This is a genomic window from Bacteroidia bacterium (assembly GCA_027493955.1).
Lineage (GTDB): Bacteria > Bacteroidota > Ignavibacteria > SZUA-365 > SZUA-365 > JAOSJT01.
Genome location: JAOSJT010000001.1, coordinates 649,875 through 663,853 on the forward strand (window position 1 = coordinate 649,875; position 13,979 = coordinate 663,853).

11 protein-coding genes are annotated in these 13,979 nt (G+C 55.7%); 5 read left to right on the forward strand and 6 right to left on the reverse strand.

Annotated elements, in window-relative coordinates; translation table 11 throughout:
• Positions 1 to 358 precede the first annotated feature (358 nt).
• Positions 359 to 1,807 (forward strand): MBOAT family protein, encoded by a 1,449-nt coding sequence (locus M5R41_02570; GenBank protein MCZ7555273.1) that lies wholly within the window; start codon positions 359 to 361, stop codon positions 1,805 to 1,807.
• A gap of 1 nt (position 1,808) precedes the next feature.
• Positions 1,809 to 2,801, forward strand: coding sequence for a hypothetical protein (locus M5R41_02575; protein MCZ7555274.1), 993 nt, complete (start codon positions 1,809 to 1,811; stop codon positions 2,799 to 2,801).
• A 162-nt stretch (positions 2,802 to 2,963) separates the two neighbouring features.
• On the opposite strand, the gene speB is transcribed toward M5R41_02575, so the two are convergent.
• From speB to M5R41_02590, 3 genes are read right to left on the reverse strand one after another with little or no spacing between them, the layout of a single operon-like run.
• Positions 2,964 to 3,860 (reverse strand): agmatinase, encoded by an 897-nt coding sequence (gene speB / locus M5R41_02580; protein ID MCZ7555275.1) that lies wholly within the window; start codon positions 3,858 to 3,860, stop codon positions 2,964 to 2,966.
• 10 nt (positions 3,861 to 3,870) lie between these two features.
• Positions 3,871 to 5,592: a hypothetical protein gene (locus M5R41_02585; protein ID MCZ7555276.1), complete on the reverse strand. Its 1,722-nt coding sequence runs from the start codon at positions 5,590 to 5,592 to the stop codon at positions 3,871 to 3,873.
• Positions 5,592 to 6,317, reverse strand: coding sequence for a class I SAM-dependent methyltransferase (locus tag M5R41_02590; GenBank protein MCZ7555277.1), 726 nt, complete (start codon positions 6,315 to 6,317; stop codon positions 5,592 to 5,594). Before M5R41_02590 ends, M5R41_02585 begins: the two co-directional genes overlap by 1 nt.
• Before the next feature lie 147 nt (positions 6,318 to 6,464).
• On the opposite strand from M5R41_02590, the gene M5R41_02595 reads away from it, so the two are divergent.
• Entirely contained in the window at positions 6,465 to 8,684 is a 2,220-nt protein-coding gene (locus M5R41_02595) for an alpha-amylase family glycosyl hydrolase (protein MCZ7555278.1), read from the forward strand.
• Positions 8,685 to 8,863: 179 nt separating this feature from the next.
• Here M5R41_02595 and lpxB read toward each other — a convergent pair whose 3' ends face one another.
• Entirely contained in the window at positions 8,864 to 10,018 is a 1,155-nt protein-coding gene (lpxB, locus tag M5R41_02600; GenBank protein MCZ7555279.1) for a lipid-A-disaccharide synthase, read from the reverse strand.
• Positions 10,015 to 10,587, reverse strand: a complete 573-nt coding sequence (locus tag M5R41_02605; GenBank protein ID MCZ7555280.1) for an isoprenylcysteine carboxylmethyltransferase family protein — start codon at positions 10,585 to 10,587, stop codon at positions 10,015 to 10,017. Before M5R41_02605 ends, lpxB begins: the two co-directional genes overlap by 4 nt.
• 395 nt (positions 10,588 to 10,982) lie before the next feature.
• Here M5R41_02605 and M5R41_02610 point away from each other — a divergent pair, with 395 nt between their 5' ends.
• Both M5R41_02610 and M5R41_02615 read left to right on the forward strand, forming a co-directional pair.
• Positions 10,983 to 12,125, forward strand: a complete 1,143-nt coding sequence (locus M5R41_02610; GenBank protein MCZ7555281.1) for an acyl-CoA dehydrogenase family protein — start codon at positions 10,983 to 10,985, stop codon at positions 12,123 to 12,125.
• Positions 12,126 to 12,130: 5 nt separating this feature from the next.
• The gene (locus tag M5R41_02615) at positions 12,131 to 12,355 is read left to right on the forward strand and encodes a hypothetical protein (GenBank protein MCZ7555282.1); all 225 of its coding nucleotides are present in this window, start codon (positions 12,131 to 12,133) and stop codon (positions 12,353 to 12,355) included.
• A 149-nt stretch (positions 12,356 to 12,504) separates the two neighbouring features.
• On the opposite strand, the gene M5R41_02620 is transcribed toward M5R41_02615, so the two are convergent.
• Positions 12,505 to 13,971 (reverse strand): PQQ-binding-like beta-propeller repeat protein, encoded by a 1,467-nt coding sequence (locus tag M5R41_02620; GenBank protein ID MCZ7555283.1) that lies wholly within the window; start codon positions 13,969 to 13,971, stop codon positions 12,505 to 12,507.
• Positions 13,972 to 13,979 lie beyond the last annotated feature (8 nt).

Genomic DNA, 13,979 nt, shown 5'->3' on the forward strand with positions numbered 1-13,979 from the left:
CAGTGAGGCGGGCGCACATATACCATTCGAAGTCACACGAAGGAATGAAGACAGCATATGGACAGCTTCGGTTGCTTGTGCTTGCACCTCACCGGCAGTCCGTAACGGCCCATCCGCTGAATCCGCTGTGTGGGCACCTTGTGTGCTATGTCGGAGGGCTGCGTCGCGGATGAGAAACGGTATCATGTTGTGTAAGATGCGCATCGAATCCGGCGGACATTGTGCATCGCGCGTGTCCGCAGCCCGGGCGCTCTCAGCACCGTCGTGTGGTTTCGGTGTACGTGTTGTTCGTCTGTCGCATGCACGATGGAGGGTGAAAACATTGCTGAATTCTTTCGGACTGACGGGTCGGTGAAGTATGCTGTTCAATTCGCTTGATTTTGCGATTTTCCTTCCCATCGTTTTTTTTCTCTACTGGTTCGCCGCGGGGCGCAATCTCCGGGTGCAGAATGCCATCGTCATTTGCGCAAGTTTCGTTTTTTATGGTTGGTGGGATTGGCGTTTTCTTTCACTGATCGTCTTCAGCACCGCGGTGGATTATACAGCTGGACGGGCTTTAGGGTGGACGGAAAATGCGCGTTCGAGGAGAATTCTCCTTCTTACCAGCGTGATAATAAATCTGGGTTTACTTTCGGTATTCAAGTACTATAATTTTTTTATCGAGAGTTTTGCAAGCGCATTCAGTGTGTTCGGTCTCGCTTTCTCGGCTTCGTCCCTCAACGTGATTCTCCCCGTGGGCATCAGCTTCTACACGTTTCAGACCATGAGTTACACCATTGATGTGTACAGGAGAAACATCGAGCCGACGAAGGACTGGATAGCGCTCACCGCGTACGTCAGCTTTTTTCCGCAGCTGGTAGCGGGACCGATCGAGCGCGCACGCAGTCTGCTTCCGCAGTTTCTCCGCGAGCGGCGGTTCGACGGTGCTTCGGCATCCGAAGGTCTGAGGCAAATACTCTGGGGATTGATCAAGAAAATGGTCATCGCCGATAATTGTGCCGCGTATGCAGATATGATCTTCGGTAGTCCGGAGACATATTCCGGAAGCACGCTGCTTTTGGGCTCGCTGTTTTTCGCGTTCCAGATTTACGGTGACTTCTCAGGGTACACGGACATCGCCACCGGTACTGCGAAGCTCTTCGGGATCACGCTGTCAAAGAATTTCGCGTATCCGTATTTTTCCCGCAGTATCCCGGAGTTCTGGCGACGATGGCACATATCCCTTTCCACGTGGTTTCGGGATTATGTCTATATCCCTCTTGGAGGCGGAAGAGACGGCGCTTGGAATAGGATCAGAAATATGCTCGTTGTCTTTGTGCTCAGTGGCTTATGGCATGGCGCGAATTGGACATACGTACTCTGGGGTATTTTCAATGCGCTGTTGTTCATACCCTCACGCTTGCGTCAGCCGGAGAAGCACCAGCTTTCTATCGTAGCGGCCGGACGTGTATTGCCGTCATTTCCAGATGCGGTCAAACTTCTGGGCACCTTCTTTCTTACGTTGATCGCCTGGGTGATCTTCCGATCGGAGACAGTCAGCTCTGCGATGATCTATTTTCATGGTATGTTCTCCTCGTCCTTATTCACTGTACCCCATTTCGTGGGCATGGGCAAGGCAGCGGTTGTTCTCTCGTTGACCTTGGGATTTCTCGTCGTCGAGTGGTTCGGTCGGGAGAATGATTTCGCAATACAACATGCATTCATACACAGATCGCGCGCACTCCGATGGGGTCTCTACATCTTGCTTGTTACCGTCGTATTTCTTTTTTCAGGCCAGGAACAGGAATTTATCTATTTTCAATTCTGAAATGAGAACTTTTTTATTCCGCTGCGCGCTGTTTGCCCTCAGCTTGTTTCTCTTCGACAAGCTGTTTCTGTTCGTCATGGAATATTCCCCTCGGACGGAAATAGACAAACGTCTGGAATTGATACTGGAGGGAGAAATGAACCACGACATCGTCATTCTCGGTTCATCCCGGGCCGCGCGAAGCATCATTGCGGGACACATCGATACGGCGACCGGTCACAGTACCTTCAATCTCGCATATCCCGGGTCGGATATCGAATTTCAGGAATTCGTCCTCAGAACGCTGCTCCGGTTCAACGCTGCGCCGTCTCTGCTCGTGCTCGCAGTCGACGATGCCGACCAGCTCAGGAAAAATGAAGTGGTAAAGTTCAGATATGACCGTCTGTACCCACTTGTCAAATACGATTACATACTCCGGGAGCTGATTGATCGAGGAGAAAAAAATGAGTGGATCGCGAAGGTTTTTATTCTCCACCGACTGTACTACGGCAATCTCGATCTCAGACAGAAACAATTCTCGCGTCTGGACACCATGTTGTCCTGCGGGTCCATGCCCGTCTCCTTCCGGGATGAACGTAAAGAACTACGATATGTCTACGCTTCCAACGAGTACGATACGCGTGAGGAATCGCCGTCGAAGGTGGCGGCCTTTACCCGGATTCTCGATCTTTGCGCGAGGAGATCCATCGATGTGCTGATTTGCTTCCCGCCGAGCTTTGTATCACACAATGGGGCCTTCGAGAGTCGGATACGAGGACTCGCCGCACCCCGTGCGCGGTATTGCACCTACGATACGACGAAATTTCATGTGTATCGGGATCCGCGAAATTTTTACGATGCCGGACATCCGACACGACGCGCAGCGGAAGAATTCAGCTCGGAGATTGCGGACAGTATCAAGGCGCTATGGAACGATGCCGGAAGGACCGGGGGCGATTACGCAACCCGTCCGGCGCCGCGTCGAATGTCTACCGACGTAACACCAATCAGGTGACGGGAGATATATCGTTTTTCTTTCCGCGATCCACTGCGTGATTCGGGTAGAGAACGAAGGGAATGCACGATGATCTTACGGCGCGTATCCTCGATACGCACATCCGACCTGAAGCCGGAACGACACCGCACCGAGCATTCGTCGGTGCAATGGATTGCGATGCTACCTTCCCGCAAATGCGGCGTTGAGCATTTTGTAGGTGAGTTTCGCCGCAACGAAAGACGAGTAGGGAAGATCACTGCGGGGTGCGAGTTCCACGACATCGAAGCCCACAATGCGCTTTGTCGCTCCAACCATCGTCAGTAATTCTATCGTTTCGTCCCAGAGCAAGCCGCCAGGTTCTGGCGTTCCCGTCGCGAGCAGAACCGACGGATCCAGCCCGTCCACATCGAAGGTGATATACACCTGGTCGCCGAGCGCATCGAGCACACGTTCCTTCCAGGATTGCCCATAGCGACCCCGGCGGATGTCGCCTGCGAAAAACGTGTGAATGCCTCGCGACCGGATTGTCTCGTATTCTTCCCTGCACTGTGCACGAATTCCCGTCTGTACCAACCGCCCAGGCGGAAAGAATTCGATGACGCGCGCCATCACGGAGGCATGCGACCATGGTGATCCCTCGTACTCCACTCTCAGATCCGAATGCGCGTCTATTTGAAGAATGCTCATCGCCGGATACTTACGAAAATGTGCGGCGATGGGAGCGGTCGAAATGGAGTGTTCCCCTCCAAGCGTCACAACGAATTTGCCGAGGTCGAGGAGGGCAGTGACTTGGGCTTCGAGTATGTCCAGCATGTCGCGGCCCGTTGTCCCGCCGAAGTCGGGAGCCGGCAATGTCGCGATACCGACATCGAAACACAGTTCGCGATGGAACTCCTGGTCCCAGAATTCCACATAATGCGACGCCTCGAGCAAAGCGGCAGGCCCCAGTCCCGTACCTTTACCGTAGGAAACTGTCGCCTCGTACGGGGCCTGGAGAATGGCAACCTGTGATGTCTCCAAAGTGGAGTATTGTTCTTCTATTCCAAGAAAATTATCCTCTAGCCCTAGTGCCTTCATTATCATCTCATCATGATTTTATCGAAATGCGTAAACGATGGACACGTGCGCCGGCCACGATCACAGCGGTGTACGATCCGGCAGGAAGACCGCGGAGCGGAAGGTGAAGTTCTCCTTCTCCGGAATACGGTACAGGGCCATACGTGGCAGCACGACGGCCAAGCATATCGAACAGATCTACCTGCGCGAGGCCGTCGCTTTCAGAACGCACGGGTATGTGCACCGTGCCTCCCGTTTCCACAGGTTGCGGGTATGGGGCCCCGAGTGCAAGCTGAAGGTCCGGAGGGAAGAGCGTGTGCAGTATGGCAGGTTGCTGATACGAGATACGAACAGTTGCGCTACTGTCGTCGAGAGCGAGCAATAGAATACGCAATCCCGTACGTATTGTATCCCCGCCAAGGAGAAAATCCGGAGTCGGATTCTTCAGAACGGCGAGTTCGGGGCGAGCGAGGCTATAGGCGCTGCGGCTGTCTCCGCCGCGGCCTTCGGCATAGTAAATTTTTCCCCCGATCGGAATACGCTGAAAGCGAGTGTATCCCCCGATAGCATTTGGCCTGAGCTGATAGATCGTGTTTGTGGTACTGTCAAGCGCCCAATCAAAACGGCCCTCGGCGCTGGCAACCTGTATGAGTTTCGAGCTGTAGCTGGGTGAATCAAATATACGATACGCGTACAGACCTCGTATGGGAGCGGAATCCCATTCCGACAGCTTGTTGCGAAATTCGAAACTGTAATACGAACGCACACCTTCCGGAATCGGAAGCAGCACCGCATCCCCGGTTGTCACATAATCACGAAGTGTCACGACAGTGTCGCGATGCGGTGTGAGCTCTCGATAGGAAAGATATCCTGCGAGTTGACGTTCGAAGCTGTTCATGGCGTACCCGTTTCCGGAATTCGCCATGATCCCAAGTCCGCCGAACAGTTCCGCCGGATGGGAGTCTCCGAAGAATTTATGACCGAGTTCATGGACCGTCACGTTGAACGTATATTCCGCATCAATGACCACCCCCATGGCCGGAAGCCTGCACATCGTCACCCCGGAAGCGGACGCGTCGTTGAATTGACCGCTCCCTCCATAGAAGAATCGCTCCAGCGAACCGTCCACAAATTTGTATCCCGGGAAACCCAGATCGGATACACCTGCGAATGGCAGAAAATACGGGTTCGTGATGCGACGGAAAATGACAATCAACAGGTCAACCTGGCCGTCGGGACCGGGTTTGACACGATACGCGTTGGACAACGATGTCCAGCCATCGTACTGCGCGAAGTCGATTGACACATCCATCGAGTCAATGAATTCTTTTATCGCGTCACCGTACTTCCGAGTCCAATCCACGTAGCCGTCTTCCGTGTTTCTCGTTACCATGCAGTCTGGATACACGTCGAGTTGGAGATTCAGTTCGCCAAAAGACATATCGCTGAAATACCGTCGAAGCCTGTCCGCGTAATCGTTTGCCCACAAAGGCAATTGACCCAACGGCCACGTTTCGTTCTGCTGAACGTCGTTGAGCGTTTGTGCGAACAGTACGAGACCGCGCACCGTGCCTTTGGTGGGAAGGTATGCGCCCCCGTGCGGTTCTACCGCTTTTCCGAGCGAGGTAACCGCTTTTTCACACGCGACCATACCACAATAATGCTCCTGTGAAAGAAGCGTGGCCGGTGAGAGGAGCAGGAGCAGGGCGATGACGCGAGGTGCGAGAATAGTCGGATCCTGGGATGAGATCATTATGTTGATGGACGATTCGAAGAGCTGGTCGTCAGCGAACGGGCGCTGACAATAATTATCGCGCTTTTACGCAAGAGTAAATTAACCATAGCGTCGACGCAACGCCAGAGGCGGAAAGGGAGGAAGGAGAGCAGCAACGAGATCCGTGAGTACAGCAGGAGTTTGTTCACGAGGAGTGTGCAACGCACGGCGTCGAAGCCGGCGTCACGCATCATTCCTGTGTGACGGGTCTCGTCGAAGCTGTGCAGATGGGCATTCATGGGGGTGGGCGTATTGCAATGTATGCACAGGGAATACCGAAGTTTCTCCTTGTACGGGGTACTGGCAATGATGCGCCCGTCACCGCGAAGAACACGGCGGGCCTCGTTCAGAACGACGGCGGGTTCGTTCAGATGTTCCAGGACTTCCGAGGCGATGACACAGTTGAAGCTGCCGTCACGAAACGGGAGATGGTATGCGTCCGCGGCGACGAGTATCGCCGACGTGCCCAGCTTCGCTCGCAGCTTGCGGAGATTTGCGATGCCGAGGTCCACAAGTACCGGGGGACGCAGGCTGTGCGACAGGCATTCATCAGCCAGCCAGCCGCCACCACTGCCGACGTCGAGTACCAGGTCGGCGGAGGAAATCCGCGCGGCATGAAAGACGCCCTGCTGTATCCGCCGTGTCGAATCCCGATCCGCGCCGCTGCGCTCTTCGAAATAATCGAACAGTTCCGCGTCGCGCATGTAATGTGTGGTGTGATCGCTCAACTTCATCGAATCAATTTATCGGAGCGTCTCTGCGATTGCAAATTGTTCGGGAAACCGCGACGCTCTATTTTTCAATCAAACCGGCTCGTCCGGACTGGTGTTGTCTTTTGAACACTGTTATACATGCGCGTTTACCACGCTTCCATCGAGTCTGACCGTCATATTCGCGCGGTCTGTTCCGATCCTCCGGTACATCTTCGCGTTTCGGATGTTCTGCTCGCGCCCGCTGCCGAGGTGAAGCGTGTGCAGGTCGAAGATCACTCGCTCATCATCGAGACAGGACCGCTGCGTGCGGATAAAAATTACTCGTTGATGCTCCGTGGCGTCGGCATGACCCCCGTGGATCCCGGGCCATGGTTACACAGACAAACGCCTGCGGGACCTCTGGGCTGTCGAGTGGAACAAGACGTACAAATCTTTCGTCTCTTCGCTCCGCGTGCGTCATCCGTTCGGTTGCTGCTCTACGACAGGATTTCCGATACATCCGGCGATTCGTGGGCGATGCAGCGTCGCGCAGACGGCGTCTGGGAGGCGACGGTACCGCTCGATCAAAGCGAGCAATACTACGCCTTCAGCATTGACGGACCTCGGGGAGAAGGGGAGATGTTCAATCCTCGGATTCCCGTTGCCGATCCGTACGCGCAGGCGGTGGTGTCTATGAACACATTTCGCCATGAATCCAAAGCGGTGCTTCCGTCAGCGCTTCCCGTGTACGACTGGGAGGGAGACTCGTTCAAGGCGCCGGCTGTGGAGGATCTGATTATCTACGAGATGCACGTGCGGGACATGACGATGCATCCATCCAGCGGCATTGCCCCCGAACTGGCCGGCAGCTACAAGGCTCTGACGATAGATGGCGCCCGGGGAGGGGTGGCGCATCTTCGTGCCCTGGGTGTCAATGCGGTGGAACTCCTGCCCTGCCAGCAATTTGCCTGGCTGGAACCTCCGTATCTGCGTCATGTCGGCGAGGTGTACAATCACTGGAACCCCTGGGAGCGCAATCACTGGGGGTACATGACTTCCTATTACTTCACTCCGGAACCGCGCTACGCCAGCGGCGCCAACCTCGAAGCAGGGGAATGGAACGACGTCGCCTTGCGTCACATCACCGAATTCAAGGACATGGTCAAAACGTTTCATCGCGCAAGTCTGGCGGTGATTCTCGATGTCGTGTTCAATCACACTTCACAATACGACTATCAGCCGCTGAAATACATTGACCGGAAGTACTATTACCATCTTGACCAGCATGGTCAGCATATCAGTAAAAGCGGCTGCGGCAATGATGTAGCCACCAGCCGGCCCGCTGTTCGGAAGCTCATCGTGGACAGCATCCTGCATTGGATGCGTGAGTATCATATCGATGGATTCCGCTTTGATCTCGGTGCCATGATTGACGATGAAACCTTGCTGCACGTGCGGGAAGAAGCGCGTCGCATCAATCCCGATGTCATACTGATTGCCGAACCCTGGGGCGGGGGACGCTACGATCCTGCCGGTTTCTCACGCAAGGAGTATGCTTCGTGGAATGATATCTTCCGCAACGGGGTTAAAGGATCCGATCCGCTGAATCACACCGGCTACATATTCGGGCACTGGGGCGGCGCCTCATCAGAGGATTTCGGCATGTGGATGCTCGGCTGCGTTCAGAGTAAAAGCGGCCCGTTTCTGTCGCATGCCCACAGTGTCAACTATCTCGAGTCCCATGACGGGTATACGCTGGCGGATTTTATCCGCATTGCGACAGGAAGCGCCAGGCCCGGCCAACGAATCGAGGACGTCGCTGCGTATCGGCGTCTCTCCGGCCTTTCCCTTGCGATCAGTCGGCTCGGGGCGATGATGCTTTTTACCAGTCGCGGTGCGGTGATGCTGCACGCAGGACAGGAATTCGGACGCGGAAAGCTGATTGCCGACCACGGGGTACCCGATGTCGTTCCGCACGTCATCGACCACAACAGCTATGAAAAGGATGACGAGACCAACTGGTTGGACTATGGATACGCAGCCGACAATGCGGAGTTGTTCGAATACTACCGCGGACTGATCGCCATTCGTAACGAACACGCGGAACTGCATCGTTCAGAAATCGACCGCTACCGTTTCCTTGCCGCAAACATTCCTATCGCCGGGGGCTTCGAAATCATGGACGAGGGCGGCGAGGTCCTCCTCGTGGTACTCATCAATGCCAATCATGAACTCGCAGCCCGCTACGATCTCGGGCATAAACGCGCCTGGCAAGTCCTTGCCGATGCCGGACAGGCCGCACCCAGCGCATTGCGCCTTCTCGATGCGCAACACGTCGTGGTGCAGCCGTGCAGCGGAATGATTCTGTGTCGTGATTGAGTCTATACGGAAGAAGACGTGACAATGGATGTGTGAGGGATGCCGGGGAGTAAAAGTCCGTCAATGTCCGTGGAGCGGAAGGGGAATGATTCATGTTCGTTTCACGAAGGGTGAAACAACGCTGCTGCGTGATAAAGAAATTCCTGACGAATAATTGCGGAAACCCGGAGTTCTATCCGCTATCCTTGGGTACTGGCTGACGAATGCCCTGTCATGTCAAGGAGTAGCTCCGCAACGCGGCGTGACGCACCCGCTGTGCCCATGCGTTCCCGCACACGATGGAGTTCCGCCACGGTGGCGGCGTGTCGTGCGGGATCGGTGAAGTAGGGAAGAGCGTGATCGGCGATGTTCTGCGGCTTGAGCTCGTCCTGAAGGAGTTCGGGTACGATGCGCTTGCCGGCGAGAATGTTCGGCATACCGATGCTGTCAATCTGTATCAGACGCTTTCCGATCTGATAGTTGAGAAAGGAAGCTCTGTAGACGATCACCATGGGCGTCTCGTACAGTGCCGTTTCCACCGTCGCTGTGCCCGATGCAACCAGCACCGCACGGCTGTGCTGCATCAGTGCATGCGTCGCGCCGCGGAGCAGCGGTATATGTGTGTGCCCGCGTAAATGGTGCTGATAACTGCTGTCCGGCAGCTGCGATGCCCCGATTGCGGGCTGGCATCCGGTTTCCTTCATCAATATCGTCGCGGCGTCGAGCATGGCCGGGAGCAAACGGTCAATCTCCTGCTGGCGGGAGCCCGGGAGGAGGCCGAGGATCGGCGCGTCAGCGGACAATCCGTACGTCTCGCAAAATGTGCCACGGTCGCTGACGTTCAGGATTTCGAGCAGAGGATGCCCAACGAAGGTGACCGGTACGTCGGCATCCCTGAACAACGGTGCTTCGAAAGGAAACACCACGGCAAGATGATCCACAAGATCGCGCATCTTCGCGATGCGTCCCTTGCCCCACGCCCACACCTGCGGACTGATGTAGTACAGGACTTTAATGCCGGCTTCGCGTACGCGCTTGGCGAAGCGAAGATTGAATCCTGGATAGTCGATGAGCACCACAACGTCGGGTTTGCGCAGCGCGAGCTCCTCTCGACAACGGCGGAACATGCTGCGTAAAAATCCGGCGTTTTTGGCGACCTCCACGAAACCCATGATCGCTGTCTGCGAAATATGGAATAGCAGGTCCACTCCCTCCGCCTTCATGAGGTCGCCGCCGATGCCGAAGCATTCGCTTTCGGGATGCGTCTCCTTCAACGCCCGAAGCACACGCGCGCCGTACTGATCACCGGAAGCTTCCCCCGCGATGATCATGACACGTGGGGCGGCGCGTTTCATCGCAGCAACCAGATGACGACGAGCAGCAGCGTCGCGACCGCAAAGGCCTGGAGCGAGCGGGCTTCCGATTGCCAGCCGGCTTTCCAGTTAATCTTCACTGGTGCGGAACTCTGGAACGCCGTTGGACGGAAGAGAAATCGAGGGACGGCGGTACAATAGTCTTCGTATTCCTTGCCGAATTTCTCACGCAGGAATCGCTCTTCCTCGCGAACAATCAAGGTGTATTGGAAAATGAACCAAAGCAAGGCCACGAGCTGCAGCCATGGGAACAATGCAAGCGACATGACGCCCACACCCACGTAGAGCAGGATGTTGCCGACGTAAAGGGGATTTCGTACATGCGCAAACGGTCCGGATGTGACGAGGCGGCTTGCGCCTACCTCCCCGGTGACGCGCGTTTCGCTCCCGACGTAGAACACACCCCAGGCACGCACGAATTCTCCCAGTGCAGCTATGGCGAATCCGATGCCGAGACTGATCAACGTCGGCCGTGCAAACACCATCATGACGACGAGGAAGGGAAGGGGCGTGTAGCTGCGGTTGCGAAAAAGGAACTGGCTGAAAGTCACTGAAAACTCATTTCTGTATAACCTTTAAAGCTATACGGAAAAATCAGGAAATGCAATGGATAGTCGGAAATCACACTGCACGGAAGACGTCCGGGGATGAGCATAAATCGTCACGGACTCACAATGAAGCACCCGGCGATGCGCGAGCATGGAAAGCGGTGTGGTTGCTTGTCCCGATGTACACACGGCGTATTTCTGTGCTCATCATGCGAAATCCGCCGACGGATGCGTGTGGAAATCAACATTCGCGAATCGCAAGAAACAGACTGTGGAAAACTGACCTCCAGTGTCGTATATTTTGCAAAAGGCCATTCCGCAATCCGGTGCGCCAGGTCGCACCCGATTGTTCCGGGCATCTGTTCCCGCTATTGCACCGACGAGAACGAGGAGATCACATGTTCGAACGTGAAGAGCATCACCTGCTGCGCCGTACTGTCCGCGATTTCGCGGAGAACGAGATACGCCCTCTGGCGAAGGACTTGGACGAGAAAGAAGAGTTCTCGTACGAACTCACACGGAAAATGGGAGAAATAGGACTGTTTGGTATAGTCCTTCCGGAGAAATACGGCGGTCAGGGAATGGACTATCTCTCGTATATCATCGCCGTGGAAGAGCTGGCGCGCGTGGACAGTTCGCAGGCGGCCACCGTCGCCGCACATAATTCTCTTGGGATCGGGCCCATTTACAATTTCGGGAATGAGCAGCAAAAGAACGATCTGCTCCCTCCGCTCTGCACCGGCGAGGCGCTCTGGGCCTTCGGTCTCACAGAACCCGAAGCGGGGTCCGACTCCCGCGGCAGCAAGACCACAGCGCGTATCGAGGACGGCGAATGGGTGCTGAACGGCTCGAAAATTTTCATCACCAACGCTTCGACGGATATCACGCTCGGCGCGACGGTGCAGGCGGTGTCCGATGTCCTGCCCGATGGCAGAAAAGAGTTTTCCACCATCATCGTCAATCAAAACACTCCCGGTTTCAGTGTTCGTACGATGAAGGAGAAAATGATGTGGCGTGCCTCCAATACCAGTGAGCTGTACTTCGATAACTGCCGTGTTCCGGAGGATCATCTGCTCGGGCAACGCGGTGAGGGATCCAAAATTATGCTGCGCACGCTCGACGACGGGCGTCTCTCCATCGCCGCTATGGGCTTGGGGCTCGCACAGGGCGCCTACGAACTCGCCTTGCAGCATGCCAAAACCCGCAAACAGTTCGGCCGGGCCATCGCGAGTTTCCAGATCATCGCATTCAAACTCGCGGATATGGCTCTGAAGATTGAACTTGCGCGCAACCTGCTCTACAAAGCCTGCTGGCTCAAACAGACAGGACAGCCCTTCGCGAAAGAGTCCGCCATGTCCAAGCTGTACTGTTCCGAGATTGCGAAGGAAGTAGCGGACGAAGCGGTACAGATTCACGGTGGCTATGGGTTGATGAAAGAGTACGATATCGAACGCTTTTACCGTGACCAGCGCCTCCTGCAAATCGGCGAAGGCACATCCGAAATCCAGCGTCTGGTCATCAGCCGCTATCTACTGGACTGATGCCGATGCCGCAATTCACGATTGTGATCGAGAAAACGATCACCGGTGTCGATGCCAGTGTCCCTTCCATACGCGAGTGCGAAACCTGGGCCGCCACGGAGGACGAAGCGATTTCGTCCCTGCTCGAGCGCCTGGCTTTTTTTTTGCATCGTGATCCCGGCTTTCGGCATATCCTTGACTTCATGCGCGAAGAGGACGGGAAGCGGTACTACAAACTGATCGTCAAGTGAGAAGTGAGATCGAGGGCGAAGGGTAAAGGCTGGTGGGGAGAGGAATCAAGAAAAACTGACCTGGTCTGCTGTAGAACTGTGAGTGTGTCGCCTCCCTGCGGAGGTGTGTCCCTATTCAGCGAAAGCGGCCGTTCTCTTTCACAGCGACGCTATTCTCCCAACACAAACAGCCATCCTTTTTCGTTTCCGAAGACAAGCTGCCCCCGCTGACCGATGGAGGGTGTGGATGTAATCGGGGCATCGGTTTCGTAGCGCCACCGCAGCTTTCCCGTCTGATCAATGGCGGACAGTGCGCCATCCGCCCCACCGATGTAGGCCGTGCCATGCACATCGATCACAGGACTCGAATGCGCGGCCGCGAGACCGAAGGACGTTCGCCAGTCTTCCGATCCGTCCAGTTGCAGCGACACGAGATCACCATTCATCAAGGCGCACACGATGCGACCTTCGCGTGTGGTGGCGGGTGTGGTGCGAATGGGATGTCGCATATCGCGACGCCACTTGAGTCTGCCGTCCTTGCGCAGTGCATGGAGCCAGCCGTTATCGTTGCCGAATACGATGGAACCGTCCGCGGCGATGGAGGCACTCCCGATGATCGGAGCATCGGTAGAATAGGTCCATCGAACGGCGCCGGTGGGGGTGATTGCGTAGAGAATCTGGTCTTCACTCCCGATGTATGTTGTGCCGTCGTCATCCACCGCCGGACTGGCGCTGACCCTGGCATTGGTAATCACCATCCACTTCGGTGTGCCGTCGCCCGCGAACGCGTACACACGGCCGTCGGTGCAGCCGACGACGAACCCGCCGTCCGGAAGGGGAGCGGGACTGGATAGCCCGATCGGTCCGTTGACGGATCTGTTCCAGATTTTTATCCCGTAGCGGTTCACGGCATAGACATTGGCGGAATTGCTGCCGAACAAGGAGGTACCGTCATCGAGCAGGAGGGGCGAGGATTGAACCTGTGCTCCCCCGGTGCTGTACGACCATTTTTCCCGGTGGTCAGCATAAAGAACGAGCAGACGGAAGCCATCGTAGCCGAAATGCATGCTGCCGCTTCTGTCGAACGCCGCCGAAGTCCGTATCGGTGAGAGATACTGTTGTTTGAAAAGCACTGATGGAACGGAGGGACCCGCGAGCAGGCTGTGTCCGCTGTGGCGCGCATCACGCATGTACATCCACCAGTCGCCTCTGCCGGTGAGCGGTATTCCGCCTATCCGGATGCGGCTGGGATCCGACCACGCGGAGACACGTCCCTTTCCATCAACGGCTCTGCAACGTATGTCGAAATCCCCGGGATCGAAATAGCTGTACGTGGCAATGAATTGCCAGAGGGCCTCGACCCGGATGTACTCTGTCGGTTGTCGACCATCACCCCAGTCGATGAGCAGCGTGAATCGTTCGTTTTCTTGTCCCCGATGCGGGATGGATACGACCAATTGCACGTTGTCATCCACACCGGCCGAATCGGGAGCACTCACGATGATGGGTGTTGACGGAGGGGGTGAGTCGGGTGCCTCATCGCAAGCGGCAAACAGCAGGATGGAAGCGAAAAACAGGAACGCGATATGGTAACGCAGAGTCATGCCATAAAAGTACGCATCCGGATCGAAATCCATGCACGATG

Coding starts and splice junctions, on each gene's coding strand:
- M5R41_02585 (MCZ7555276.1), bottom strand. CDS start 5,592: ATGATCTCATCCCAGGATCCGACTATTCTCGCACCTCGCGTCATCGCC.
- M5R41_02575 (MCZ7555274.1), top strand. CDS start 1,809: ATGAGAACTTTTTTATTCCGCTGCGCGCTGTTTGCCCTCAGCTTGTTT.
- M5R41_02610 (MCZ7555281.1), top strand. CDS start 10,983: ATGTTCGAACGTGAAGAGCATCACCTGCTGCGCCGTACTGTCCGCGAT.
- lpxB (MCZ7555279.1), bottom strand. CDS start 10,018: ATGAAACGCGCCGCCCCACGTGTCATGATCATCGCGGGGGAAGCTTCC.
- M5R41_02590 (MCZ7555277.1), bottom strand. CDS start 6,317: ATGCGCGACGCGGAACTGTTCGATTATTTCGAAGAGCGCAGCGGCGCG.
- M5R41_02615 (MCZ7555282.1), top strand. CDS start 12,131: ATGCCGCAATTCACGATTGTGATCGAGAAAACGATCACCGGTGTCGAT.
- M5R41_02595 (MCZ7555278.1), top strand. CDS start 6,465: ATGCGCGTTTACCACGCTTCCATCGAGTCTGACCGTCATATTCGCGCG.
- M5R41_02570 (MCZ7555273.1), top strand. CDS start 359: ATGCTGTTCAATTCGCTTGATTTTGCGATTTTCCTTCCCATCGTTTTT.
- M5R41_02620 (MCZ7555283.1), bottom strand. CDS start 13,971: ATGGATTTCGATCCGGATGCGTACTTTTATGGCATGACTCTGCGTTAC.
- speB (MCZ7555275.1), bottom strand. CDS start 3,860: ATGAAGGCACTAGGGCTAGAGGATAATTTTCTTGGAATAGAAGAACAA.